At 68.2% G+C, this 23,127-nt stretch carries 17 protein-coding genes and 1 pseudogene; 5 read left to right on the top strand and 13 right to left on the bottom strand.

Annotation, left to right across the window (positions count from 1 at the left end; all coding sequences use genetic code 11):
* Positions 1-21: 21 nt before the first annotated feature.
* The 5 genes from HYG77_RS20810 to HYG77_RS20830 all read right to left on the bottom strand — a co-directional run bounded on the left by HYG77_RS20810 (position 22) and on the right by HYG77_RS20830 (position 5,553).
* On the bottom strand, positions 22-1,470 hold the full coding sequence (locus HYG77_RS20810; protein ID WP_109333286.1) for an aldehyde dehydrogenase: 1,449 nt from the start codon (positions 1,468-1,470) through the stop codon (positions 22-24).
* Positions 1,471-1,501: 31 nt separating this feature from the next.
* Complete coding sequence (locus HYG77_RS20815) at positions 1,502-2,647, bottom strand: hypothetical protein (RefSeq protein ID WP_208960447.1); 1,146 nt, start codon at positions 2,645-2,647, stop codon at positions 1,502-1,504.
* Entirely contained in the window at positions 2,644-3,807 is a 1,164-nt protein-coding gene (locus tag HYG77_RS20820; RefSeq protein WP_208960448.1) for a phosphotransferase family protein, read from the bottom strand. The genes HYG77_RS20815 and HYG77_RS20820 overlap by 4 nt, the downstream gene beginning before the upstream one ends.
* Positions 3,808-3,910: 103 nt before the next feature.
* Positions 3,911-4,795 (bottom strand): ROK family protein, encoded by an 885-nt coding sequence (locus tag HYG77_RS20825; protein ID WP_208960449.1) that lies wholly within the window; start codon positions 4,793-4,795, stop codon positions 3,911-3,913.
* 2 nt (positions 4,796-4,797) lie between these two features.
* A complete protein-coding gene (locus HYG77_RS20830; protein ID WP_109333278.1) occupies positions 4,798-5,553 on the bottom strand; it encodes a class I SAM-dependent methyltransferase in 756 nt (251 codons plus the stop codon).
* 172 nt (positions 5,554-5,725) lie between these two features.
* On the opposite strand from HYG77_RS20830, the gene HYG77_RS20835 reads away from it, so the two are divergent.
* Positions 5,726-6,979 (top strand): glycosyltransferase family 4 protein, encoded by a 1,254-nt coding sequence (locus tag HYG77_RS20835; protein ID WP_208963461.1) that lies wholly within the window; start codon positions 5,726-5,728, stop codon positions 6,977-6,979.
* Here HYG77_RS20835 and HYG77_RS20840 read toward each other — a convergent pair.
* A complete protein-coding gene (locus tag HYG77_RS20840) occupies positions 6,887-8,641 on the bottom strand; it encodes a hypothetical protein (RefSeq protein ID WP_208960450.1) in 1,755 nt (584 codons plus the stop codon). The two genes, HYG77_RS20835 and HYG77_RS20840, sit on opposite strands and share 93 nt — an antisense overlap.
* A 54-nt stretch (positions 8,642-8,695) precedes the next feature.
* Here HYG77_RS20840 and HYG77_RS20845 point away from each other — a divergent pair, with 54 nt between their 5' ends.
* Positions 8,696-9,898: a polysaccharide biosynthesis protein gene (locus HYG77_RS20845; protein WP_208960451.1), complete on the top strand. Its 1,203-nt coding sequence runs from the start codon at positions 8,696-8,698 to the stop codon at positions 9,896-9,898.
* Positions 9,899-10,018: 120 nt separating this feature from the next.
* On the opposite strand, the gene HYG77_RS20850 is transcribed toward HYG77_RS20845, so the two are convergent.
* Complete coding sequence (locus HYG77_RS20850; RefSeq protein WP_109333274.1) at positions 10,019-11,167, bottom strand: DUF3068 domain-containing protein; 1,149 nt, start codon at positions 11,165-11,167, stop codon at positions 10,019-10,021.
* Positions 11,168-11,387: 220 nt separating this feature from the next.
* Here HYG77_RS20850 and HYG77_RS20855 point away from each other — a divergent pair.
* Positions 11,388-12,452, top strand: a pseudogene (locus HYG77_RS20855) (acyltransferase); the annotation flags it as partial.
* 23 nt (positions 12,453-12,475) lie between these two features.
* On the opposite strand, the gene HYG77_RS20860 reads toward HYG77_RS20855, so the two are convergent.
* From HYG77_RS20860 to HYG77_RS20875, 4 genes are all read right to left on the bottom strand, one after another.
* Positions 12,476-16,795 carry an alpha-(1->3)-arabinofuranosyltransferase gene (locus HYG77_RS20860; protein ID WP_208963462.1) on the bottom strand — a complete coding sequence of 1,440 codons (4,320 nt, stop codon included), beginning with the start codon at positions 16,793-16,795 and terminating at the stop codon, positions 12,476-12,478.
* Positions 16,796-16,841: 46 nt separating this feature from the next.
* Positions 16,842-17,015: a DUF2613 domain-containing protein gene (locus HYG77_RS20865; protein ID WP_109333270.1), complete on the bottom strand. Its 174-nt coding sequence runs from the start codon at positions 17,013-17,015 to the stop codon at positions 16,842-16,844.
* Positions 17,016-17,156: 141 nt separating this feature from the next.
* Positions 17,157-18,248: an isochorismate synthase gene (locus HYG77_RS20870; RefSeq protein ID WP_208960452.1), complete on the bottom strand. Its 1,092-nt coding sequence runs from the start codon at positions 18,246-18,248 to the stop codon at positions 17,157-17,159.
* A gap of 41 nt (positions 18,249-18,289) precedes the next feature.
* On the bottom strand, positions 18,290-18,760 hold the full coding sequence (locus tag HYG77_RS20875) for a universal stress protein (RefSeq protein ID WP_208960453.1): 471 nt from the start codon (positions 18,758-18,760) through the stop codon (positions 18,290-18,292).
* Between the two features lie 116 nt (positions 18,761-18,876).
* On the opposite strand from HYG77_RS20875, the gene HYG77_RS20880 reads away from it, so the two are divergent.
* A complete protein-coding gene (locus HYG77_RS20880) occupies positions 18,877-20,058 on the top strand; it encodes a glycoside hydrolase family 3 N-terminal domain-containing protein (protein WP_208960454.1) in 1,182 nt (393 codons plus the stop codon).
* 186 nt (positions 20,059-20,244) lie between these two features.
* A complete protein-coding gene (locus HYG77_RS20885; RefSeq protein WP_109333262.1) occupies positions 20,245-20,844 on the top strand; it encodes a TetR/AcrR family transcriptional regulator in 600 nt (199 codons plus the stop codon).
* A 52-nt stretch (positions 20,845-20,896) separates the two neighbouring features.
* Here the strand turns inward: HYG77_RS20885 and HYG77_RS20890 are convergent, their stop codons facing one another.
* Both HYG77_RS20890 and HYG77_RS20895 read right to left on the bottom strand, forming a co-directional pair.
* The gene (locus HYG77_RS20890; RefSeq protein WP_208960455.1) at positions 20,897-21,760 is read right to left on the bottom strand and encodes a MaoC/PaaZ C-terminal domain-containing protein; all 864 of its coding nucleotides are present in this window, start codon (positions 21,758-21,760) and stop codon (positions 20,897-20,899) included.
* Complete coding sequence (locus HYG77_RS20895) at positions 21,760-23,109, bottom strand: 3-oxoacyl-ACP reductase (RefSeq protein WP_208960456.1); 1,350 nt, start codon at positions 23,107-23,109, stop codon at positions 21,760-21,762. Before HYG77_RS20895 ends, HYG77_RS20890 begins: the two co-directional genes overlap by 1 nt.
* Positions 23,110-23,127 lie beyond the last annotated feature (18 nt).

Genomic DNA, 23,127 nt, shown 5'->3' on the forward strand with positions numbered 1-23,127 from the left:
GCGCACGAGCGGCGGAGCCGCCTAGTCTGTGTAGCCGGGCGGGTAGAGCACGGACTTGGTCTCACAGAAGGCTTCGACGCCTTCCGGTCCGTCCTCGCGCCCGATGCCCGAGTTCTTGTACCCGCCGAACGGGGAACCGGGATCGAAGGCGTACCAATTGATTCCGTAGGTACCGGTGCGGACCTGGGCTGCCACCTCGAGTCCTTTCTCGACATCGGTGGTGTACACCGAGCCGGCGAGCCCGTAGTCGGAGTCGTTCGCGATCTTGATGGCTTCGTCCACGGAATCGTAGGGAATCACGCACAGCACGGGTCCGAAGATCTCTTCCCGGGCGATGGTCATGGAGTTATCGACGTCCGCGAAGATCGTCGGCTCCACGAAGTACCCGGTCTCGAGGTTTGCCGGACGTCCGCCGCCCAGCACCAGGCGCGCACCTTCCTCCTTGCCCTTGGCGATGTAGCCCTCGACTCGTTCCCGCTGCTTCTCGGAGATCAGAGGACCGAGCTGCGCCGCCGGGTCGGACGGTAGCCCGACAGGGAAGAAAGCGGCGGTGGCGACCATGCCGTCGACCACTTCGTCGTACCGCGACCGCGGCGCCAGGATGCGGGTCTGACCGACGCAGGCCTGACCGGTGTTCATCAACCCGGACATCACGAGCATTGGCATCGTCGACGCGAGATCGGCGTCCTCGAGGACGATCGCGGCAGACTTTCCGCCCAGCTCGAGGGAACAGCGCTTGAGATTCTGCGCCGCGATGGCGCCGATCTTGCGGCCCACCGCGGTGGAGCCGGTGAAGGTGATTTTGTCGATGTCGGGGTGCGAGACCAGGTACTCGCCCGTCTCCGCGCCACCGGGCACGAGCGACAGCACGCCCTCGGGCAGACCGGCCTCGGTGAAGATCTCGCCGACGATATTGGTGGTCAGCGGAGACTCCGGGGCCGGTTTGAGTACCATCGTGCACCCGGCGAGGAGGGCCGGGCCCAACTTGTTGATCGCCAGGAAGAGGGGCACGTTCCAGGCGATCACGGCGGCCACGACACCGACCGGCTCCCGAGTGACGCGGGAGCGGCCGAACGCACCCGAACGTTCTTCCGTCCACGGAAACGAATCGGCGAGTCCGGCGAAATAGTTGATCGTGGCGAGGGACGGGGTCACCTGCATCATCTGCACCGACGCGGGAGGTTGACCCATCTCCGACGAGAGCACGCCCGCGATGTCGGCGGCGCGTTCTTCGAGAAGCTTCGCGGCCTTCGCGATCACCTGAGCCCGTTCGGTGGGCGACATGCGTGGCCACGGGCCGTCGTCGAATGCGCGCCTTGCGGCGGCGACGGCGGCGTCGATGTCCTGCGGCCCTGCAACCGGAACCGAGCCGACACGTTCTTCGGTTGCGGGAGAGAACACTTCGAGCACCTGATCGGTGGACGGCGCCACCCACTTGCCGCCGATGTAGAGCTTGTCGTAGTCGGTCATTCTTCCATTCCCTCGTTGATTGCCCACCCGGTCAGCGAGCGGTGTCGGTGAAACTGTCGAATCCATAACGTGCGTGTGGGCCGATCGCCGCGACTTCGAAAAGTCCCGTGCCCACCACGGTCTCGCCACCGTCGTCCAGACGGAAGCGGGTCAGATTGTCGACGGGGCAGAACATGCGCAGTCCCGGCTCGATCTCGGACGCCTGCTTGCGCAGCCCTTGAACCACCAGTTCGCCCTGCCACATCCCGTGCCGCCAATCGGCTTCGAGCCCGTAGCCGGTGCCGATCCCGATGAAATTCGAAACCAGGAATTCGCAGGTGACACTGACGGTCTCACGCCCGGGCCGGTGGAAGGTGAGTGAAGCCGCGGTCACGTCCCGGGTGCCGGGCTCGAATTTCAGCTCGTGCTCGGGCCTGCCGAGCCATTCGGGCTCACGACCGTCGTCGGGCCAGATGCGGACCGCCTCTTCGACGATGCGTCTGCCGCGTTCGTCTTCTTGCAGCACCACGCAGATCGAGTAGTCGTCGAACTGCATGACCGAGTAGATCCAGAAGAAGTTCTGGATACCATCCACGGCGCGTCTGCCGGGCGGCTCGGATTCGCCGACCGGGCGTACTCCCCACGACCGGTCGCGGTTGCCGCGCCAGCTGTCCGGCGTGACCGTTCGGGGTGCGCCGTCGATCGTCAGCTCGCCTGTCCAGGTACCGGTCTGGACGAAACGGCTGGTGTCGAAGGTGACCCGTTCGAGCTGGCGGCGGAAATGTCGTGGCTCGAGCGTCGCGGGGACGGCGGCGTCGAAGGTGAGGTCGAACGAGAGGTCGTACTCGCCGGGTTCGAGCACGATCCGCAGTCGTTGCAGGCCCTCGAGAACCTCGACGCGGAAGGGGCCGACAGTGGTGTCGGAGCGGTCGGCACCGAGGGCCCTGGAACCGCGCACGACGATGTGGTCGTCACCGCGGCGTAGCACCGCGAACGCGTCCGCCACACCGAGATTGGGGTACTGGCCGAGACCGACGATGAGGAACAGATCCGTCTCGGTCGACGGGTAACAATTGAAGTAATACCGGTCGTAGAAATTCCGATCGGACGTCCCCGCCCGGCGGATCGGCTCGGCCACCTGATGCACCGGGTAGTCGTCCATCGGTGACAGCGGATTGCCCGCGAAGTCTGCGTTCATCGGAGCTTCTCCCCGTACGTTCCGTCGAGCATCGCTTCGAGCGAGGCTCGGTGCATGATCATGTCGTCGGGGTCGTCCGGTGCGACGGCTTGCCCGAAGTGGATGGCGCGGGTCTGGATTCGCAGCATGATGGTGGCCTGCCGTAGCGCCGCGTACACGGTGTAGTACTCGAGGTTGCGGGGAGCGTGGCCCGTCAGTTCCTCGTAGGTCGCGGCGATGTCGTCGACACGCAGGAAGCCGGGCAGACCGCCCAGGCCTGCGACTTCGGCAATGTCTTCGAAGAACCGATGCAGGTACGCCATCCATCCGAGGTCGAGTTCACGTGGTCCGAGTGTGGCCATCTCCCAGTCGAGTACCGCCACCGGCCGGAAATCTTCGTACATGATGTTGCCGATGCGGGCGTCTCCCCAGCAGAAGACGGCGGGTGACGAATCGTCGGGGCGGTTCTGGTCGAGCCAGGCGAAGCTGCGCTCGATCAGCGGGGACCGCGGCCCCGACAGGGTGGTCCACTCGTAGTACTCACGCTGCTGGCGGATGTGCGCGGCGAGGGACTCGGCGGCCGTCGGGCCGGCATCGGGGAGCCGCAGGAAATCGAACCGGTCCCACGGGCGGTCGATGTCGTGCAGTTTCGCGAGCACCTCCACCGAGGTGTGCTGGAGTCGTGCGCGCTGGGCGTCGGTCGTCTCGGTCACCCAGGACCCGAAGTTGTACGGCATCACGTCCGGCGGGACCTGGCCGGAGACCCGGGCCATGACGAAGAACGGCGCACCGAGTGGTTCCGGATTCGTCTCGGACCAGTAGACGACCGGGACAGGGACCGACGAGTGTTCGCGGACCTGGGCCATGACCTGGAACTGGTTGTCGAGGTCGTAGCGGGGGAAGACGGGCATGGTGCTGTCGGCCGGGGCTACCCGGGCGACCAGCGGATGTCGTTCGCCCGACCACACGGCGTCGAACAGGATGGTTTCGCTGGACATTCCGTTGGCGTCGGGAAGGTGGACGTGCGTGACCTCGGCGACGGTGCCGACGGGCAGCTGGGCGGACAGCCAACGCTCGAGCCGTTCGCGCAGGATCTCGGGGTCGCGCTTGGAGCTGCTGGGTCGGGCGACCTCGGACTGATGGGTGGAGTTGTCGGCAGATCGGGCAGCGCTCGTGCTCACGAGTCACCTCCTCCTCGACTGAACGTGGTGTGACCCTGAACACTAGAACACGTTACAGAATTTCGGAATAGAAGGGGAGAACTGTCGCCCGGATCGACGGGCGTCAGCTGTCGAGCGCGAGAACTCCGGCCCCGACGAGCGTTCCGGTGGCGCCCAACTCCGCGGGTACGACGCGCAGATCCGAGACGAACGTCAAGCGGGCGTGCCGGGCGGCGGCCGCGCGCAGCGGCTGCCACAGCGCCGGACCGGCCTGGGCGAACCCGCCGCCGACGACCGCGAGGTCGATATCGAGCAACGCCGCGGCGGAGGCGATGGCCACGCCCAGTGCGGTGCCCGCGCGGTCGAGGGCTGCGACGGCCACAGGATCGCCCGACACGGCCGATGCCGCGATGTCGATGCCCGTCGTACCGTGCCAGCCCTGCGAACGCGCCCACCGCACGGCCGCGGGACCGCTCGCCACCGTTTCGAGGCAGCCGACGCCGCCGCAGGTGCAGGCCTCGGTGCCACCCGGAACCACCAGGTGACCGATGTGTCCGGCGTTTCCGGTACGCCCGGTCGCGATACGTCCGCCGAGAACCACACCGCCGCCGATGCCCGTCGAGACCACCAGGGAGACGAGATCCGACGTTCCGCGCCCGGCTCCGTGGCGATGCTCGCCGAGGGCCGCTGCGGCGCCGTCCATGGCGAGCCGCGTCCGCGCGGCGGGGAAGAGGTCGCGGACGGCGCTGACCAGGCCGAACCCGGCCGACCACTCGTCGATGTTGATGGGGGAGACACGACCGCTCGTCGAGTCGACCGGTCCCGCGCAGGCGATGCCGACGGAGGTGATCGTGGCGTCGGCCGCGACTTCGCGCAACAGCGTGGCGCACGCGTCCCAGACACCGGACGCGGGGGTCGGGGTGATCGACGGTTCCGGGACGGTGCCGCCTTCTCCGACCAGTCCCGCGGCGATCTTGGTGCCGCCGATATCGAGCGCCAGGCGGGCCACGGTCAGCGCTTCTTCAGCACGAGGACGAGATTGCTCACCAAAAATTCGCGCAGCCCCGGGACCCGCACCATCCACCACGCCCACCGCGGATGGTAACGAGGAAAGGCTGCGAGAAGCTCGGCGTCGGTGGTACGTTCGGCCCACCGAAGACCTTCGGTGGCACCGACTTTGAACAACGACACGCCGTAGCGGTTCTTGGGTTCACGACCGGTCTTGCGGGCGTACCGGCGGGCGGCATATTCGCCACCCAGCGCATGCCACGGGCCGGTCTCGTGCCCGCCGAACGGTCCCCACCACAACGTGTACGACAAGACGATCAGGCCGCCGGGTTTCGTGACCCGGACCATCTCGTCGGCCATCGCCCACGGTGTGCTGACGTGCTCGGCCACATTGGACGAGAAACAGATGTCCACCGAGGACGTGCGGAACGGCAACGCGAGCCCCGAACCGCGGATGGCCCCACCCACGGTCAGACCGGCTGCGTGCATCTCCGACGGGTCGGGCTCCACCGGGACGTACCGGGCACCGGCCTCCAGGAAGACATCGGCGAAGTAGCCCGGCCCGCCGCCCACGTCGAGCACCGTGGTTCCGGTGAGGTCCTGGTCGGTGAGTCCGCAGTACAGGTCGCCGATGAGCTCGACCGAATCGCGGGCCAGTGCCCCGTAGAACAGGTCGGGCGCGGTCTGCTCGTGCCGGAAGTCGCTCAGCAGCCCGAACGACCGCTTCAAGGTCGCCCGTCGACCGAATCGTCGGGTCACGGGTGGCGTCGTCACGGATAAGAACCTTAGCGACTGGGGCCCAGCGGACGGCAATCGTGCGCGACGCTGCAACGCTCGACCCAGTACGACCGATAGGGTGTTCGAGGACTATCGAGCGGCAACCCCGCCTCGGACCGAGAAAGAGCCGCACCGACCACAGGAGTTCATGAACGTGCACGAGGTTCTGCTGCTCTGCTGGCGAGACACCGGGCACCCGCAGGGTGGAGGCAGTGAGCGGTATCTCGAGCAGGTCGGGGCGCAGCTCGCCGCGCGGGGAATCAAGGTGACTCTGCGGACCGCCGGTTACCGGGGCGCGCCCAGGAAAGAGACGGTCGACGGTATCGAGATCAGTCGCGCGGGCGGTCGGTACAGCGTCTACCCGCGCGCACTGGCGGCCATTGCGGCAGGCCGGCTCGGGTTCGGACCCCTCAAGGGAATCCGGCCGGACGCTGTCATCGATACCCAGAACGGCATCCCCTTCTTCTCCCGCACCGTCGCGGGTGCACCGGTGACGCTGCTGGTGCATCACTGCCACCGCGAGCAGTGGCCGGTCGCAGGAAGGCTGGTCGGCAAGATCGGCTGGTGGGTGGAATCGCGACTGTCCCCGCGTACTCACCGCGACAACCAGTACCTCACCGTGTCGCTGCCCTCGGCCGACGAACTGGTCGAACTCGGTGTCGAGCGCGAACGGATCGCCGTCGTGCGCAACGGTGCCGACGACATTCCCGTCGGCGTCGCGGTCGGCTCCGCGCAAACCCGGACCGGCCACCCGAGCGTGTGTGTCCTCTCGCGTCTCGTCCCGCACAAGCAGATCGAGGACGCCCTGGAAGCTGTTGCGGCGCTGCGGCCTACGATCGCCGACTTGCACCTGGACGTCATCGGCGGCGGCTGGTGGGAACAGAACCTCCGAGACCGTGCCCACGAACTCGGCATCGGTCACGCAGTCACCTTCCACGGCCACGTGGACGAGGCGCGCAAACACGAACTGCTGTCACAGTCGTGGGTGCACGTAATGCCTTCCCGTAAGGAGGGATGGGGTCTCGCGGTGATCGAGGCTGCGCAGCACGGTGTTCCGACCGTCGGTTACCGCAGCTCCAAGGGCCTGACGGATTCGATCGTCGACGGCGTGACCGGGGTCCTCGTCGGCGGCATCGACGCCGCCACCGCCGACGTCGGCGACCTCACGGCGGCCGTCAGTGCGTTGCTCCTCGACGCGGAGACCCGCATGGTTCTCGGTGAGAAGGCACGTGTGCGTGCGGGAGAATTCTCCTGGGAGCAGACCGGCAACGGTGTACACGAGGTGCTCGCCGGTACCGCCGCAGGTCTGCGGACCTCAGGACTGGTGTCGCCGGTGCTGCCGCGTCCGGAGGCGCGGGACCGCACGCTCCGTGCGCTTCAGGGCCTCGAACACGCCGGCGCCGAGTAGTCCCCCGATCAGCAGCGCTGCCCACAGCGCGTGTGCTGCGATCACCGTCGCCCGCATCTGCGCGGTCGCTTCCCGGGCCGTCACGTCGCCGTCCACTCGATACAACGCGAGATGCTCGTCCGAGAACAACGGTTGCAGCGCCGCCAATGTTTTCGCGGATTGCCCGTGTGGGCCGGGCGTGTCGCGCTCGACGAGCACCCAGCGCACGCCGAGCGACGCCAGATCCGAGGGCGAACCCCCGCCCTGGAGGATCCGTTCCACCTTCTGCGCGCGGGAACCCTCGCCTGCGACGGCACGCCCGTCCACCACCAGTTCGCCCGACTGCAGGACGTCCACGGGCAGCAGGCGGGGCGCCGGGTCCAGGACGGCCGCCTCCCCGCTGTACGGGAACCGGCGGAACATGCCGGTGGGCAGGACCGCGACGTCGCCGCTGTCCGGTTGGGCCTCGAGCCGGGACGACACCTGCTCCCATGATTGGGGGTACCGAACCGGCCGGAGCGCGCCGCCCACACCCCATACGAGGTCGGGCAGGGCAAGCACCACGATCAGGGCGGCCGACACCGACCAGAGGGCGGGGCGTCGCAGCACCGCCGCGGCCGCGGCCAGAACGTAGAGCGGTGCCGCCGCGGCCACCCACTTCTGACCGTCCCGGAACAGGCCGGCGCCGGGCACGTTCTGCACCGCCCACCGGCCGAGGTCGAGACCCCAGGGCGTGGCGCCGATCGTCGGCATCACTACCGCCGCCACGGCGAGGACCGCCAGGGCCTTCACCACGGGATGGCGACGTCGCCGCCACAACGCCGGTACCCCACAGAGGACCACGGCGAGCAACATCACGGTTCCTACCAGGGCGAACAGCGTCATGCGACTGTTCGGAACGGCAGCGTCGTTCCACACCCCGCCGAGTCCGAGCAGGCTGCCCACTGTCGCGAGTCCCGGCTCGGCGCGCGCCGCGAACGCCGCGACCCCGGCGGGGTCGGAGCTGTCGGCACCTCCCGTGGAGAGCGCGGTGGCCGCGAGCCAGGGCGCGCTCGCGAGACCGAACAGCACCAACACACCGGCCGACCTCCACAGCGCAGACGGTCGCCCACCCGGAACCACCAGGACCGCCAGCGCCGTCACTGCCGCGAGCATCACACCGGTCGGGGTGAGGCCTGCTGCCGCGAAGCAGGCGGCGAGCGCGAACCAGCCCGACCGGCGACCCCGGCGAATGGCGAGCGCGGCACACACCGTCCACGGCAGCGCCGCATACCCGGCCAGCAGGCTCCAATGGCCTTGGAGTAGTCGCTCGGCTACGTACGGGTTCCACAGCATCACCGTCGAACCCACCAGCTGGGAGCCGAGCCTTGCCGTGGGCAGCACGGCGCGAACCATCCGGGCCGCGCCCCAGCCGGCGGCCCAGAGGGAGAGGAACAAGGCCGCCTTCACCACCAGCCCACCGTCGACGATCGTGCTCAACGCCGCGATCAGAGCGTCCTGCGGTACCGCGCGCGCCGCGGCATCCGTCAGACCCAACGCCGAATCCGTCGGATACGAGCGTGGTGTGCTCACCGCGTCACGCAGCAGCAGATATCCGGGACCGAAAAGAGGGCCGAGAATCAGTGCGGCCAAGGCCAGGCTGTAGCCCGCCGGAACGGACAGTGTTCGGCTCCGGGCGGTCATGAGCGGCCACGATACGTGGTACATCAGCTCGGCTCGTCCGCCGCGTAGTGCATCATGGGGCGCATGACCCGCCAGAGCCTCACCACCTCGGCAGTCGCCGGAGTGACCATGGTGACGGCCGGGTCGATGGTCGCGAACGTGGCGTCCTACCTGCTGCATCTTCCGGCCAGCCGCTGGCTCGGGCCTGCCGGTTACGGCGAATTCGCGAGCCTGCTGGCCGCCCAGCTGGTTCTGGCCGTGCCTGCGCTCGCGCTGCAGACCGTCGTCGCGCGCGAAGTAGTCAGGGGCAGGGGTGCGCACGCGGTGCGTCAACTCGGCTATCGATGCGCCGTCATCGTCGGAATCGCGGCGCTTCTCCTCGCACCCGCCGTTGCATGGGCTTTGGAGACGGGCATGCTCGCCACCGTCTCCGCGTTGATCACCGCGCCGGTGCTGGTCCTGCTCGCCACCGAACAGGGACTCCTGCAGGGCGCCGCGCGTTTCGGTCCCCTCAGCATCGTCCTCGCCGGCGCCGGGATAGCGAAGGTGGCCCCCGCCATCGTGGTCCTCGCCGTGGGCGGCGGTCCGGGATTCGCGCTCGCCGCCAGTGCAGTCGGAACGGGGGTCGTCGCGCTGGCCGCGCGCGTGTTCGCCGACCCGGACCCGGCCGGGGCGACGAGCACGCCCATCGGAGTCGCAGCCGTCCTGAAGGCGTCGCAGGTGCAGTTGGCGCTGATCGCGTTGTCGTCGATGGACCTCGTCCTCGCCCGAATAGTCCTCAGCAACGACGACGCCGGTCTCTACGCCCTCGGCGCAGTCGCGACCAAAGCCGCGTTCTGGCTTCCACAGGCGGTCGGTGTGGTGCTGTATCCCCGGATGGCCAGCCCAGCACACTCCGTGCAGGCAGTCCGATCGGCGATCGCCGTCCTGGTCGGCCTCGGCGCCGTTTTGGTCGCGGTCGTCGCAGTGAGCGCCCCGCTGGTCCCACTCCTCGTCGGCGAGGCGTACCAGCCGGTGCAGTCACTGCTGTGGCTGTTCGCCCTCCAGGGGGCCTGCCTGGCGGTGCTCCAAGGCGCCTTGCTGTCCGCCATCGCCGGGGAGCGGACGTACCTGGCAGTCATCGCCTGGATCGGCTTCGCCGTCGAGATGGCCGGCATGCTCACCCTCGCCTCCACCGTTGGTCAGTTCATCGGTGTGGCCGTCACCGTTGCGGCGAGCACCGCGATGGTCGCAAGCGTTCTCGCGGTCCGGAGCGCCCGGCACGCGGTAGCGGTCTAGGTCGCTCGCTCGGATCGCTTCGTGCGGCACCCAGCCCACCGGCCGCAGACACGACGAAGGGGACCCCGGTTATTCCGAGGTCCCCTTCGTCGTGTCTACGTGGTGTCCGGGTGGACTGCTCTACCGCTGGTCGTACCTGCGCGGATCGGCGACCGGAATTTCTTCGGTCTTGTCCGTGGTCCAGTCGTGCTGTTCCGTCGGCGCGTCCGAACCCTCATAGTGGCGTCCACCTTCCGCGGGGGGTACGCCTCCGCCGGTGGTCCGGGCCGGCTGCGGGCCCTTGCCGCCGCGGAGTCCGAGGATGATGCCCGCGATCAGTGCGATGAGTCCGAGGATGCCCGCGATGATCGGGACGGTGCGCCCGAAGGTGCTGATCTTGTCCATTCCGTCACGGGCCTGCTGGACCTGGTACTCGATGGTCTCCTCGTTGAAGGGCAGTTCGACCTTCAGGACGTCGATTTCGGGCCGGGCCTTGTTGCGGGCGTAATACTGGTGCAGCTGCTCCTGGCCCTTGACGACGACACCGGTTTCGGGCTCGACCCACAGGTCGCGGACGTTGGTGTACCAGCGCGTCATGGTGACGGGCAGCGTGCCGCCGGGGACGCCCCAGGCTTCGGCGGGCAGGGTCAGCTTGTTGGTGGGCGAGTTGACCACCTTCGACAGATCGACCGGCTCGATGGTCTGGTTGTAGTGGTACACCTTCAGGCCGTTGATCTCCGTCTCCTCGACGAAGTTGATGTCCTGCGTGGCGCGAGCGCTGAGGTCGAAGTAGGGGTAGCTCTTCTGCTCCGCGTTGAACGGGAACTTGTACTGCAGTCCGTCGCGCGGAACTTCCTCGGCAGGCTGGTTGGGCTGCGTCTGGATGGTGCCGACCGGGTCGTTCGTCGGCATCGACGTCTGGCGGTCGACGGTGTTGCGGTCGACGATCGCGGACAGCAGGCCGGTGTCGCCCTGCTTGTCGGTGCGCCGCAGCGTCTGCCCCGCCTGGAGAGTGACGACGTCCGCGTTCGCGGGGTCTTCGGTGGTGACGTAGCGCTGTGACACCAGTGGAACGTTCGTGTTTACTTCGGCCTTGCCTGCGAGGAGAGCCTGCGAATTGAGTACGCTGCCGGAGCCTTCGGCAATCGTCGTCACTTCGAGGTCCAACGGCGTCTTCTCCAACTTGCCCACCGTGTAGGTGGGAATGAGTATGGCGACGGCCAAGAGGAAGGCACCGAGGCCCACCAGAATGCAAGCAAGTATCCGGCTCGGCCCTGAGCGCTCCGCCATGCTGTCTCTCCTAACCCAATTCTGTCGATTGAGATTCCCCCACCGGCAGCATGGCTGCACGGATCGCATGGAGCCCACATCGACACCACGTGAGGCAAAACACTAACAGTCCCGAAGGCCCATCTGCCCCATCGGATAGTAAACGCACCGGCGCTTCTCCAGCGAAGTGACACGGGCGCAGTTTTCCGTCTCGAGGCCGGGACCAGGCACACTGTTGTTGATGACCAGTTCAGTTCCGACCTCGGAGGCGCCGGTGCCCGCCGAGACCCGCGACACACCTCGAGGGTTCATTCCCGCCCTCGAGGGAATGCGTGGGCTCGCCGCTCTCGGTGTGCTGGTGACGCATGTCGCCTTCCAGACAGGAGCGACGCACACCGCGGTTTTGGGTCGGATCTGGGGACGGTTCGATCTGGCGGTGGCTGTGTTCTTCGCGCTGTCGGGGTTCTTGTTGTGGCGCGGGCACGCCGGGGCCGCGCGGGGCTTGGGACCCGCGCAGGGAATGGTGCGGTACTGGTTGTCACGGGCGACACGCATCCTGCCCGCCTACTGGGTCGCGGTGGCGGTCGTCCTGACTTTCCTCCCCACCGCGCACGCGAGTTTCCGCACCTGGTGGGCCAATCTCGGTCTCGTGCAGGTGTTCGTGCCGCTGACCCTCACGGACGGGCTCACCCAGATGTGGAGCCTGTCGGTGGAGGTGGCGTTCTATCTGGTGCTTCCCCTTCTGGCCTTCGCGTTGGTCCGACTGCGGGGCTCGGCCGCCCGACTGCGGATCCCCGCGATCACGGCACTCATCGCGGTGAGCCTGACGTGGGCCTTCCTACCCATCCCGGCGCCGGAGGGCATCCATCACGACAATTGGTTGCCCGGATACCTGCCGTGGTTCGGCGCGGGGATGGTGCTGGCCGAGTTGTCGGTGTGCCCACCCGGGCGGATGCACCGCTGGGCACGGCACCGGGTCGCGATGTTCCTCGTCGCGGCGGTCGCCTTCGGTCTCACCACCACCGAGCTCGCCGGGCCGGAGGGGCTGGTACGACCCGAACCGTGGCAATACGCCATCAAGATTGCTCTCGGTGCCGTGATGAGCTTCGCGCTGATGGCTCCGCTGGTGTTGTCCGACACGTCGCGGCACCGATTCCTGGCAAGTCCTGTTGCTCTGGCCGTCGGCCGTTGGTCGTACGGAATCTTCATCTGGCACCTGGCGGTGCTCTCGATCGTCTTTCCGGTGTTCGGTCTCGTGCCGTTCGCCGGGCACTTCGTCTACGTACTGATCCTCACCGCGGTGCTCAGTATTGCGGTGGCCTCGGCCAGCTACGCGCTGGTGGAGGAGCCTGCACGGCGCGCGGTCATCCGGTGGAACACCCGTCGCGCGGTCGCGGAGCCACCGACGGGCAGCACGGCGAGTCCGGCGGCGATCAAGGCCACCAGCACCGGGAACTGAACGAGGAACGAGTGCCCCACGTATCCACCGGGTGCACGCCACGGTCCCGTGGAGAGCATCGCCACCCCGAGCATCGTGGAGGCGCCTGCTACGCCGACGAGCACCCTTGCCGTGGTGGCAGATCCGCGTAGGCGAATCAGGCCGGCGGCGAGCGCGGTCAGCAGGATGGTTGTCGCGCCGCCGACCGGTCCGGCGATCACCGTCGACGCCACGAGAAGTCCCAGCCATCCGGCTGTCGCGCTGCCCCACGTCCTCGGTGCGGCGCCGAGGTCTCGGACAGCTTCCCGTGCGCGCCGAGGCAGGCATGCCGCCGCGATCAGCGGTACGAGGAGCAGCAGCCCGCCGAAGATGCCCAGGCGGTACCAGCGGTCGGTGGGGAAGTCGAGGGTGACGGTGCCCTCTGTTCCGGCCGGCAGGATCCATCCCTGCTGCCACCCGTCGACGACGACGGGGGCAAGTTCGCGTCCGTCCGGTGCGGTGGCGATCCAGCCGACATTGGTGCTCTCGGGGACGACGACCAGGCGATCGGACTCCGACCGGGAAACGGCAAGTTCTCGATGATTCTCCGTCCAGGCGGTGGTCGACATCTGTTCGGTGGGCACCGCACGCGCGCCCGTCCCCGCGTCGAGGCGGAGATCGTCGACGAAGAAGGCCGACCCGGGTTGCACGAAAACGTCCTGCGCGCCGGCGGCGAGCGGAACAGCGGCAGGGGAATCGCACAGCGTGGCCGGCACGGGGTCACCCGACAGCAACTGTTCCGCGGTGGTGGAGATGCTCGTGCGCACGAGGCGTCCGGCGACCGAGATCACCGGGCCCTCCTCGCAGGGCACCGAGACGGGGTGGTCACCGGAGTCGTCGCTGGGGCCCGACCCCGGCAGCAGGGCGCCGTCCGCACCCAGCACCCCGACCTCGGCGAGCCCCGCGGGTTGCAGCTGCGCGAAGCCGAGGGCGTTCTGATCGAGAACGTCCTGCCAGGACACCAGGCTGAGCATGATCCGATCCGTCACGCGGGGTTCCACGGCGACGGTGAGATCGTCGCCGACGTCTCGGACTTGAGGGCCGTCGCCGAGGTCGACGGCGACCGTCGTCGGAGCGGCGGGTATGGCTCCTGCGCTGGGGGTCAGCTCGAGGCCCGTGACGAGTGTGGGCTCCGGAAGGCGAAGGGTGAGGCTGGGTTTCGCCCCTTTGCCGCTGGTGGTGTCCTGCATGGCCGACCAGCTGGTCCGCGGGTCACCGTCGGTGGCGGCGAAGGCGGATCCGCGGAGATCGCCGATGTTGCTCGTGCCGTGCGCAGTCGGTCGGTCCGGGCGGGTCAGAAGCTCTTCGAGCGCGGCGCCGTGGCGTGCCCGCACTGTGAGTTGCGGTGTGACGGCGGTGGGGGCGGGCACCGACAAGGTGCGCTGGAAAGTGCCGGCCTCTTCCGGTGGCAGCGCGAAGGCGTTGCTGCAGCGGACACGGTCGGGGGCCTCGGCGCAGGCATTGCGGCCGGGCAACTCCTGGGTGAGGTTCCACCCGGACACCGACGCGCCGTCGGGGGTGGGAGGCAGCACCGTGCGGTATCGGATGGGGACGGTCACGGGTGGTGCGTCGCGGCGGGAAAAATCCTGCACCGACACCTCGCTGATCCCGAATTGAGTTCCGGCGGAACCGTTCTCGGTGCGGGTAGCGGTGATGCGCACCCACGGAGTGTCGCCGCCCGGGACGGACACCGTGATCGGCTTCCCGGGTGCATCCACCTTGACGGCGGTGCTGCCGTTGGGCGTGGACACCTCCATCCAGCGGACGGGAGCGCCGATGGCCGCCGGGCTCGTTGTGATCTGCAGCAGGGAGCTCGTCGGAGGAGTGTCGAAGTCGATTTGAAGCCACTGGCCGAGCGCCCGCTCGATGCCGTTGCTGAACCAGCCCGTCGCGGGGTCACCGTCCACGGTCGCAGCGGCACTGCTGGCAGGTGAGGTTCCGCCCAGCTGTGTGGCGTCGGACGCGGCACTGGACACGCTGAGCCGGGCACCTTCCCACTTGCCCTCGACCAGCGGTGTATCGGCCACCGAATAGTCGGGTACGAGGTTGTGGGTGCGGCGCGCGTCCTCCGGGGACCGCAGCGCCGAGCTGTGGTTGTCGACCTGACCGTAATCCGTCTCGCGGTTCCGGGGAGTGTCGGTGACGGTGACGTCTTGCACCGGCAACCCGGCCTGCTGGGCATCGGCCGCGAGGAGCACCGGCCCCGCCCCGGGAAGGGTCCCGTTCTCCCGCAGGCGTTGCAGCGACTCCGGGCCACCCTGCACGAGCGGGACGTCGTCGAGGTCGGCGGTGTACGGCCCGCTCGTCGCGGGGGAGCCGTCCGGCATCGACACCGCGAAGATCTCGATGGCCGGATACCGGGGCCGGAGATCGCTGTCGATCACGAGGCCGTCCACCTCGCCGGGCCCGATGTCCTCGCCGAATTCGGCCACCCGGGTCAGACCGGGTGAGCCGGTGACCGCTTGGTGGGCCATGATCGGTCGCGTCGACCGCGACGTGTCGGGATCGAGATCGTTGCGGAGTACCAGGTAGTGGATGCCCTGGCCGAGCAACGTCGGGGCCAGACCGTCCGACGGGCGGCCGTCGGTGATGAGGCGCTGGACCGAGTCCATCGCGCGGATCGTGCCGGGCGGGGTGAGCGGGACCGCGTCGCGGGACGCCCACGGTGTGGTTGCCAGCGCCTGGATCGGTTCGTCGCGGGTCAGCCCCCACACCTGACTGCCGAAAGGCGCACCCGGTACGACGAGTGCTCGCTCGGCGTCGGACCCGTCCGGGCTCGTTCCGCCGGCGTTGTGCTCGAACCAGGTCGCGGCCTGCTGCCAGTAGTCGGGCACTTCCGGATAGGTCCCGCGCGGTGCGAGTTTCCCCGTCCAGGCCAGGGAGGTGGCGAGCGTCAGGGCGACGAGGACCAGGCTGGTGACCGCGACCATCGGTTCGCGTTCGGGATGAGCGAGCGCCCGGCGCCACCGTACCGCCGGGACCGAACCCGGCAAGGGCACCTGGGCGAGCAGATGAGCGAGTCCGAGGACAAGCGGTAGCCGCACCAGCGGCTCGAGCTTGTGCACGTTGCGTAGCGGTGCGCCGGTGGAGTCGAGGAACAGACGCACCTGTTCCGCGACGGGAGATCCGAGTTCACCGATGTAGCCGGCGGCCAGTCCGGTGACGCCGACGAACAGGATGAGCACGAGGCGTCCGCGCGCAGGCATCGCGCGCATGCACAGTCCCGCCAGCCCGGCCGCCGCGATGACTCCGGTGGCGGCAACCGCGGCGGGCTGGGTGACGAGGACGGCACCGGCGATGCGCTCGGGGGAGACGAACGGCGTCCAGCTGTCGGTGCCGCGGAGGATCTCGGCGAGCGAGGTCCACTGGGTGGTCACCCCGGACGATTCGATGTAGTCGAGGAACGGCGGGCTCACCTTCCCAAGGAGCAGGAGGGGGACGATCCACCACAGGGTGGCGAGTGCGAGAAACGGAAACCACCACACGGTGAACGTCCACCAGCGCCGGTTGGGCCGGTGCGATATCCACCAGAGGCCCGCCACCAGGCACGCTGCGACGGTGGCGACGGCATTCACCGCACCCATCAGCGCCACCGCCAGCGCCGATTGTGCCGCCAGCCGCGCAGGTGAACGCGACAGTAGCGGGCAGCGGACTGCGGGACTCGGATTGCCGAACGCCACGACGAGCGGCAGCAGAACCCACGGGGCCAGCATCATCGGCAGAGTTTCCGAGGAGATCGAGCCGAGGGTGGTGAGGACGCGCGGGGAGAATGCGAAGGCGATTCCGGCGATGACCCGCGAGGAGCGACTCCCGACGCCGAGGGCCTCCGCGAGACGGACGATGCCCCAGAACCCGGCCACGAGCAGCAGGGCCCACCACACGCGTTGGGTTATCCAGGGAGGAATGCTGAGGACGTCGCCGAGCGCGAAGAAGGCACCGTGCGGAAAGAAGTACCCGTAGGCCTGGTTCTGGACCTGGCCCATCGGCGCCTGGCTGCTCCACTGATGTGCAGCCCGTTCCAGGAATCCGATCGGATTCTGGGTGAGGTCATATTTGGTGTCGGCCGCGAGCCGGCCGGGAGTTTGCAGAAACGAGAGAAAGAACGCTACGACAGAGGCGCCGAACAACCACCGTCGGGACAGAGGCTCCCCCGAGGGGGCCATGGACGACATGGCCACCGGCTCGGAGGTAGTGCGGGAACTCGCGAAGCCGGCGCTCTCAGCGGCTGCCGTACTCAACCTGGTTCAGCAGTGAGGAGTCTGCGTTGCCGCTCCGGTCGATCTCGGGGCGGGTGTTGTCCTGTGCGGCTGCCGTGATGCCGAAAGTCGCCACAGCGCCGAGAACGACACCGGCCGCAGCGCTGATCACACCGGGCACCAGGAACTTCGCCATCTCACATCTCCCACCGTTGTGCCATCGACGCGCGCGACTTACCGCCGCGTACGAATTGCTCGGGCCAAGGTATCACTCGCGGCCCGTCTGGCTGGTCATTGGTGCCTTTCCCGCAGGTCCGGGCCAGTGCGAGTGGCGGCGTCAGTCTGCGGCGACCACGCCGAGCGCTCCCAGGAGGGTGCGGAGCTTGGCGGTCGTCTCGTCCAGCTCGGATCGAGGGTCCGATCCGGCGACGATGCCGCCGCCCGCGGTCGCAAGCACCTCGAGGCCGTCGGCGGTGATCTCGGCGCAGCGGATGGCTACCACCCAGTCGCCGTCTCCCTGCGCGTCGCACCATCCGACGGCGCCGCCGTAGAACCGCCGTTCCCCTTCCACCTCGCGAATGGCGGCCAGCGCCAGGTCGGAAGGGGTGCCGCACACGGCCGGGGTGGGATGCAGCAGTGTCGCAAGAGTGAGTGCGTCGGTCGCCGGATCCCGCAACAGCCCCCGGATCGGTGTCGCGAGATGCCACACCTCATGAGTGCTCGTCAGGATGGGTGCGTCGGGAACACTCAGCTCTGTGCACAGCGGGGCGAGGACCTCCTCGATCCAGGCGGTGACGAACGCATGCTCGGCCAGGTTCTTCGTCGAGTCCAGGAGCCCGCGACCTTCGCGTTCATCGGCGCCGGGATCGGTGCGCCGCGGCGCGGTCCCGGCGAGGGGACGGCAAGTGATCGAGCGGCCGCGACGGCTGATCAACATTTCGGGGCTCGCACCGACCAGGCTGTGGCCGCGAAAGCCGTCTCCGGCCGACGTGAGGTCGACGGCGAACCCGTTGGCCAGGGGGTTCGACTGAATCAGCCGCGCCGCCAACGCCTCCGGATCGACCGGTGTCTCCGACGCCAGGACGACACTGCGCGCGGCCACCACCTTTCCCAGCGCGCCGCTCCGCAGGCGGTCGACGAGAGCACCGACCCGGGCTACGTGTTCAGCCGGCTCGGGTACCTGCCGAGCCACGCGGACGGCCGGGAGGCGCTCCACGCGAGGGGGCCGCCACGGGCCGCTCGTGACTTCCGACCAGGCGGGAGCGGTCAGCGCAGCCGGACGGGCGGGATCGAAGGGCAGTGCGCCCACGACGAGTTCGGTGTCACCGTCGGCGAGCGCGGTGATCGCCGCCGACGCGGAATCGTATCTACTGCGGGCGCCGACCGTGCGTAACGTCCGGTCGGCGCGGGAGAGGAGGAAGCCGTCCATGGTGCTGCCGACAGTAGTCGGCCGGCGCAGCCCTCATCCGATCACTTGCCGCAGGGCGGCACGATCAGCACGGGACGGTGACTGTGCCGCAGCACGTGATCGGCGACGCTGCTCTGCAGCAGGGACCGCAGTCCCGTCGTACCCCGGGTCCCCGTGACGATGATGTCCACTCCGAGTTCGTCGGCGGTCTCGACGATTGCTGTCCAGATCGTGGTGGTGCATTCGACGGTTCGGCCTTGCGTGGTCAGTCCGGCGGCCTCGGCGAGTTCGATACCTTCGGCGTTGGTGACCTTGGCGTCCGAGAAGGCGACGTCCTCGGTCTCCTCGTCGGGAACCCACTCGGGCTGCATCACCCCCGACAGTCCCGACATGCGTGCGGCCTGACGGACCATCGGTTCCCATACCGTCACCAGCACAGCGCGATTGGACGCGAGAAAGCGGCCCGCGCACTGCACGGCGCGCTTGGCGTTGTCGGATCCGTCGTAAGCGATCAACATCAGACCTGCAGGCACGACGACCTCCTGGGAAAGGGACCTTTCGCCCACCAGATTACCAAGAGTGCCGGTCTTGACAGGAGATTCGGAGTGGTCGGGACGGCGAATCGGGTCACTGGGCTACCGTCGGGGGCATGCGGATCAAGTATGCCCTCGCGCTCGTCGCCTGTACCGGCCTGGTCGCCGGGTGCTCCTCGGGCGGTGACACTGCCGCGCCGTCCTCCTCCACGGCACCGTCCTCGACACCGTCGTCCCCGACCGCGGCGGAGCCGGCCTCGCATACCGATGTGCCCACTGCCGCGCCGGTGTCATGTGAAACGAATTTCCTGCAGTCTTTGCCGTTGCGGCGCAAGCTCGCTCAGTTGCTGAACGTCGGCGTGACGGGGACCGCCGACGCTGTTCAGGTGGTGCGGAACGAGCAGGTGGGTGGCATCTTCATCGGCAGCTGGACCGATGAGGCCATGCTCGCCGGCCGGGAGGTTCCGCAGGTGGCGTCGGCTTCCGCGATGCCACTGATGGTGACCATCGACGAGGAGGGCGGGCGCGTGTCGCGTGTCGAGGACCTGCTCGGACCGGACCCCTCCGCGCGGCAGACCGCAGCCACCATGACCGAGGAAGAGACCTATCGGATGGCTCTGGAGCGGGGGCGCGGGCTGAAGGATCTCGGAGTGACCGTCAACTTCGCGCCCGACGTCGATGTGAGCTCCCAGCCCGACGACAGTGTGATCGGTGACCGCTCCTATTCCGACGATCCGGCCGTCGTCACCCGGTACGCCGACGCGTACGCCCGCGGCATGCGCGACGCCGGAATTCTGCCGGTGATCAAGCACTTCCCCGGTCACGGGTCGGCCTCGGGCGACTCGCACACCGGAGCAGTCACCACTCCGCCGCTCGAGCAGCTGCAGACCTACGATCTGGTTCCGTATCGCGACCTCGTCACCACGGGCGTCGGTGTCATGCTGGGTCACCTCGAGGTGCCGGGACTGACCGCGCCCGGCATTCCGGCCAGCATCAGTCCCGACGCCGTAGCCCTGCTGCGCGGCGGCACCGGCTACGGCGCCCCTCCGTTCACGGGTCCGATTTTCACCGACGACCTCAGCGGTATGCAGGCGATCACCGACCGCTACGACATCACCGAGGCAGTCGAGACGTCACTGGCGTCCGGCGTCGACATCGCGCTCTGGCTCACCACGGACGACGTCCCGCGTGTGCTCGACCACCTCGAAAGCGTTGTGGCCTCGGGTAAGTTGCCGCAGCAACGGGTCGACGACGCGGTGCTGACCGTGGCGCGGGCGAAGGGTGCCTTGCCCTGCTAGTGGGTGCCCACAGGCTTCGGGTCGGCGTGCAAGGGTCGGCTTGAACCCGGCCCTCCCGGAGTGTCCCGGGTGAGCGGCCAGTACAGTGTGCCCTGATCCGTGGCTGCGTAGAAGTTCGTTCGCCAGGTGGGGCCCCTTTTCTTACCGTAGAGTAAGATAGCGGGTTCGACGATTATTGGAGGACGAATGGCCGGCGGCACCAAGCGATTGCCTCGCGCAGTGCGCGAGCAGCAGATGCTGGATGCGGCCGTCGACGTCTTCTCCGACAGGGGCTTTCACGAGACCTCGATGGACGCGATCGCCGCCAAGGCGGCAATCTCCAAGCCGATGCTCTACCTGTATTACGGGTCCAAGGACGAGTTGTTCGCCGCATGCATTCAACGTGAGGGTCTGCGTTTCGTCGAGGCGCTCGCGCCGGCGGGAGATCCCGGACTCAGCCCGCGTGAGCAGCTGCGCCGGGCACTCGAGGGCTTTCTCGGCTTCGTCGGAGCGCACCGCAAGTCGTGGATGGTGCTCTACCGGCAGGCGATGGGTCAGCAAGCGTTCGTGGGATCGGTGCAGTCGAGCCGCGACCGGTTGATCGAATTGACCGCGCACCTGCTGCAGTCCAGCACCAAGGACCCGGATCCGGGCCAGGACTTCGAACTCATCGCCATCGCCCTGGTCGGTGCCGGTGAGGCAGTCGCCGACCGGGTGGCCGGCGGCGAGGTCGAGGTGCACGCGGCGGCCGACCTGCTGGAGTCGCTGGCGTGGCGGGGTCTCGCCGGCAAGAAGAAGTCCGACTGAACGAACGGGACGTCGGTTCGGTCAGATCGAACCAACGTCCCGTTCGTACTCGTCAGCGCAGCGTCGCCGTGAGGTGTGGATACCCCTTCTTCGGGTGCTTGAGCGACAACTCCCAGCCTTCACCCGTATGGTCGGCGTAGACATTCAGTGTGGCCGGCAACAGGATGGGCTTGCCGAAGCGCACGCTGTAGGTGACGGCCTCGGGAATCCGGCCCTCCACGGAGCCGAGCACGGCGGCCGCACTCCACATGCCGTGCGCGATGGTCTTCGGGAAGCCGAAGGCCTTGGCGCCCAACGTCGACACGTGAATCGGGTTGCGATCGCCCGACACCCCGGCGTACTTGCTGATCGTCTTCTGGTCGACCCGCAACGTGCGGAGGGGCGGCGGCGGCACCTCTTCGGGTTTCGGTTCGGGACCCGGCTGACCGGACAGCGACGTCTTCTGCTGCCGCAAGAAACTCGACGTCTGCCGCCATACCAGTTCGCGTCCCACCTGGATCTCGCTGACCACGTCGATCAGCAGACCCTTGCGATGCTCGCGGAGATTCTCGGCGTGCACCGACACGTCCAGCGGCTCACTCACCGAGATGGGACGAAACTGTTCGATCACGTTCTCGGCGTGGACGGAACCGATGGCGGGGAACGGAAATCCGTCCGAAACCATCAGCTTCATCACGATCGGGAACACCAGCGTGAACGGGTAGGTCAACGGCAGGGTGTCGCCGAAGCGCAGGCCGGTGACCCTGTCGTACGCCGCAAGGTTGTCGGGGTCGACCTTGACGCCGCTGAGCGCCAGTGTGGTGTCCGGGGCACGGTCACCGCTCGCCCCGACGACCGGAAGCGCGCTGCGTACGGCGCGGGCGTAGATGTCGAGAGTGCCCGGCATTGCGGGAAGTTCGACCACTTTGCCCGCCATCAGGCGCCCAGCAAGCTCTGGCCGCAGACACGGACGACCTGTCCGGTGACGGCGTTGGACGCGGGATTGGCGAAGTACGCGACCGTCTCGGCGACGTCGACGGTCTGACCGCCCTGCAGCAGCGAGCTCATGCGGCGTCCGGCCTCGCGGGTGGCGAAGGGGATGGCCGCGGTCATGGCGGTTTCGATGAAGCCCGGTGCGACGGCGTTGATGGTGATGTTCTTCTCCGCCAGAACGGGTGCCGATGCTTCGACGAGCCCGATGACGCCGGCCTTGGACGTCCCGTAGTTGGTCTGGCCACGGTTACCGGCGATGCCGGCGATGGAGGACACGTCGATCACCCGGCCGCCTTCCTTCAGTGCACCCTTGGCGACCAGCGACTCGGTGATCTTCTGCGGTGCAAGGAGATTGACACCCATCACCATGTTCCACCGGCCCTCGTCCATGTTGGCGAGCGTCTTGTCCCGGGTGATACCGGCGTTGTGGACGATGATGTCGGCGCCGCCGCTGTGGCGTTCGAGGACGTGCTCGGCGAGCTTGTCGGCCGCGTCAGGTGCAGTCACATCCAGGGCGAGGGACGTGCCGCCGACCTTGTTGGCCGTCTCGGACAGCGCGTCGCCGGCCGCCGGGATGTCGGCGCAGATGACATGCGCACCGTCGCGGGACAGGACCTCGGCGATGGTGGCACCGATGCCGCGCGCCGCACCGGTGACGATGGCGACCTTGCCCTCGAGCGGCTTGTCCCAGTCCGCGGGGGCGGTGGAATCCTCGGCGCCGACGCGGATGACCTGCCCGCTGACGAACGCGGACTTGGCGGAGAGCAGGAATCGGAGCGTCGACTCCACGCCGGAGAGTCCGGGTGACGCCTTCGGGGAGACGTAGACGAGTTGTGCGGTGGCGCCACGCTTCACCTCTTTGCCGACGCTGCGGGTGAAGCCTTCGAGGGCGCGCTGGGCGACGTGCTCGTCGACGTCGGTCGTCTCTTCCGGAGTGGTCCCGAGGACGACGACGCGAGCGGACGGCGCGAGGTTACGGATGACCGGCTGAAAGAACTCGAACAGCTGCTCGAGTTCGGTGACCTGGCCGATGCCGGTGGCGTCGAACACCAGGGCGCCGAAGTTGTCGTCGGCGGCGGAGGCGGCCGGGTAATCGGAGAGCAGCGCGCGAAGCGGCTCGGCCAAACGGCCCTTGCCCCCGATCAGCACCGGGCCGGCGAGGGGCGGCTCGCCGTGTTTGTAACGCCGCAGGTTCTCGGGCCGGGGCAGGCCCGCCTTCGCGGCGATGAACGCCCCTGGCGCGGAGGACAGAAACTGGGAATAGATGTCGGGAGCTCCCTTGCTGGCTGCCACGGTCCTACCTTCTTCTCG

Source organism: Rhodococcus sp. ZPP (assembly GCF_017656075.1).
GTDB lineage: Bacteria > Actinomycetota > Actinomycetes > Mycobacteriales > Mycobacteriaceae > Rhodococcus_F > Rhodococcus_F oxybenzonivorans.

Bases quoted from the DNA above. Each gene is read 5' to 3' on its own strand.
- HYG77_RS20890 (WP_208960455.1), bottom strand. From the start codon at position 21,760: ATGGCGGGCAAAGTGGTCGAACTTCCCGCAATGCCGGGCACTCTCGAC.
- HYG77_RS20860 (WP_208963462.1), bottom strand. From the start codon at position 16,795: ATGTCGTCCATGGCCCCCTCGGGGGAGCCTCTGTCCCGACGGTGGTTG.
- HYG77_RS20840 (WP_208960450.1), bottom strand. From the start codon at position 8,641: ATGACCGCCCGGAGCCGAACACTGTCCGTTCCGGCGGGCTACAGCCTG.
- HYG77_RS20870 (WP_208960452.1), bottom strand. From the start codon at position 18,248: ATGGACGGCTTCCTCCTCTCCCGCGCCGACCGGACGTTACGCACGGTC.
- HYG77_RS20845 (WP_208960451.1), top strand. From the start codon at position 8,696: ATGGGGCGCATGACCCGCCAGAGCCTCACCACCTCGGCAGTCGCCGGA.
- HYG77_RS20885 (WP_109333262.1), top strand. From the start codon at position 20,245: ATGGCCGGCGGCACCAAGCGATTGCCTCGCGCAGTGCGCGAGCAGCAG.
- HYG77_RS20880 (WP_208960454.1), top strand. From the start codon at position 18,877: ATGCGGATCAAGTATGCCCTCGCGCTCGTCGCCTGTACCGGCCTGGTC.
- HYG77_RS20850 (WP_109333274.1), bottom strand. From the start codon at position 11,167: ATGGCGGAGCGCTCAGGGCCGAGCCGGATACTTGCTTGCATTCTGGTG.
- HYG77_RS20865 (WP_109333270.1), bottom strand. From the start codon at position 17,015: ATGGCGAAGTTCCTGGTGCCCGGTGTGATCAGCGCTGCGGCCGGTGTC.
- HYG77_RS20815 (WP_208960447.1), bottom strand. From the start codon at position 2,647: ATGAACGCAGACTTCGCGGGCAATCCGCTGTCACCGATGGACGACTAC.
- HYG77_RS20810 (WP_109333286.1), bottom strand. From the start codon at position 1,470: ATGACCGACTACGACAAGCTCTACATCGGCGGCAAGTGGGTGGCGCCG.